The organism is Nostoc sp. CHAB 5715, assembly GCF_020829685.1.
Classification (GTDB): domain Bacteria; phylum Cyanobacteriota; class Cyanobacteriia; order Cyanobacteriales; family Nostocaceae; genus Nostoc.
In genome coordinates this window covers 1-2057 of sequence record NZ_JAIVFR010001182.1, presented here as the reverse complement: position 1 = coordinate 2057, position 2057 = coordinate 1, and the positions used below count along the sequence as shown (strand labels likewise).

Genomic DNA, 2057 nt, shown 5'->3' with positions numbered 1-2057 from the left:
GATCGCTAATCCAGTGTTGAAAGTTGTGGAACCCAAACCAGTCAACGATCTTCAACAGATGGAGAGTGCCTTCATCCAGCAGCAGGTAACTGGAAAAGCCCCGGCAGCAGCACGTAGTTCTGTTGCAAATAGGGACATTAGAATGCGAAAAGCTGCTGCCCAAAAGTTTCAGGAGATGGTAGCAGCAGCGCGGAGTGCAGGTGTAATTTTAGTACCAATTTCTGGCTTTCGCTCAGTCAAATACCAGGAGCAGTTGTTTTTTGCTGTCGGTGCCCAACGAAATCAAACGCCAGCAGAACGAGCAGCCCTTAGCGCTCCTCCTGGTCATAGCGAACATCACACAGGTTATGCTGTGGATGTTGGAGACGGAACAGTACCAGCAACTAATCTCCAAACTAACTTTGACAATACCAAGGCTTATCGGTGGCTGCAAGCAAATGCACCGCGTTTTGGCTTTGAAATGTCATTTCCTAAAGATAATGTTCAAGGTGTGAGTTATGAGCCTTGGCACTGGCGTTTTGTAGGCGATCGCAACAGCTTGGAAATGTTCTACAAAGCCAGAAACTTGAAACCCGCTAAGATACCTCAATAAAAGTTGATCTAGAGATTACTATCTTTTTATAAAGGAGTTGGTTGACGATATCCTTTGAGTACTATAGTATTCAAAAATGATATACAAGATTATTGACTTATTTGCTGGTGCTGGTGGTTTGACAAAAGGATTTCACATGGCGGGCTTTGAATCTCTATGTGCAATCGATGTAAATGCAAAAGCCTTGGCGACCTACAAGCACAATTACCCAAAAACTAAAATCATTCATCAGGACATACGTAAGGTTAGTCCTGATGAATTACGATTAACGTTGGGCTTACGCCGAGAAGCACCAATACTGTTGATTGGCGGCTCCCCGTGTCAGGGATTTTCAAGAAATATTCCTGCCGATTATCGCCACCTCAATGATTCCCGTAACCTGCTATATAGAACGTTTTTGGAATTCGTAGAGGAGTTTAGACCCCTTTATGTCGTAATGGAGAACGTGCCTGAAATCTTGAAAGCTTACAATGGCGTAATTAGAGAAGAAATAACAGAAAAACTTGAATCATTCGGCTATAAAGTTGTCTCTTCATCATTAAATTCTGCACATTATGGAATACCACAAACGAGAACCAGAGCTTTTTTTGTAGCTAGTCTAGATCGCTCACTTCATTTTCCTGAAGCAACACATTTTGATGATATTAGGAGCGACTATAGAAGTACGAAATCTTGTAATCAGCTTAATTTGTTAGAGGCAAATATTTCTCCACTTGTTACAGTCAGAGATGCAATTGGAGACTTGCCACCACTAGATGCAGGACAAGAGTATGACGCTGAAGTTTATCCTTCTGCTCCACAAACTACATATCAAATGATGATGCGTCATCAAAGCATAAAAATTGTTAATCATGTGGCTCGTGCTTTGAGTCCAATTCAATTTTCGAGAGTTCGCGCTCTTTGTGAAGGACAAGATGCTAGGGATTTACCTTCTGAATTAGCTCCCAAGAAACACTATAGCGGCGCATACGGGAGACTTTACTGGGATAAGCCAGCGAGAACTATCACTAGATGGGTCTTCCATCCAGGATCAGGTAGGTTTTTTCATCCTACTCAAGATCGAACAATTACAATACGCGAAGCTGCAAGATTACACTCTTATCCAGATGATTTCCACTTTTTGGGAACATATACTGATATGGCTTCTCAAATTGGTGAATCCGTACCTCCGCTACTAGGTAAAGCGATCGCTTCATCTATTCTTCAAGCTTATTCTCAGAAAATTGGGTATTGATTTGATCGATGCATTGCAGAGAGAACTGTCTTTACATATCGATATAGAGAAGCTTGCAACTTCCGCTTTCACGTTTAAGTGTTTCGCGCACTCTGTAGCAGCTTCTGCCTTAACAGTAGCAACTTCCGCTTTCACGTTTAAGTGTTTCGCGCCCTCTGTTAAGGCAGAAGCTGCTACAGAGTGCGCGAAACACTTAAACGTGAAAGCGGAAGTTGCTACTGTTAAGGCAGA

The 2057-nt window shown here is 42.4% G+C and carries 2 protein-coding genes and 1 pseudogene; all 3 read left to right on the top strand.

What is annotated here, in order from left to right; genetic code table 11:
* A partial coding sequence (locus tag LC574_RS37475; protein ID WP_229458677.1) for a D-alanyl-D-alanine carboxypeptidase family protein occupies window positions 1–592 on the top strand: 592 nt, incomplete at its 5' end.
* Window positions 593–668: 76 nt separating this feature from the next.
* Window positions 669–1826: a DNA cytosine methyltransferase gene (locus LC574_RS37470; RefSeq protein WP_229458676.1), complete on the top strand. Its 1158-nt coding sequence runs from the start codon at window positions 669–671 to the stop codon at window positions 1824–1826.
* 13 nt (window positions 1827–1839) lie between these two features.
* A pseudogene (locus LC574_RS37465) lies at window positions 1840–2057 on the top strand (hypothetical protein); the annotation flags it as partial.

What these genes read in the sequence shown, in the direction of transcription:
- LC574_RS37470 (WP_229458676.1), top strand. Translation starts at nt 669, where the DNA reads ATGATATACAAGATTATTGACTTATTTGCTGGTGCTGGTGGTTTGACA.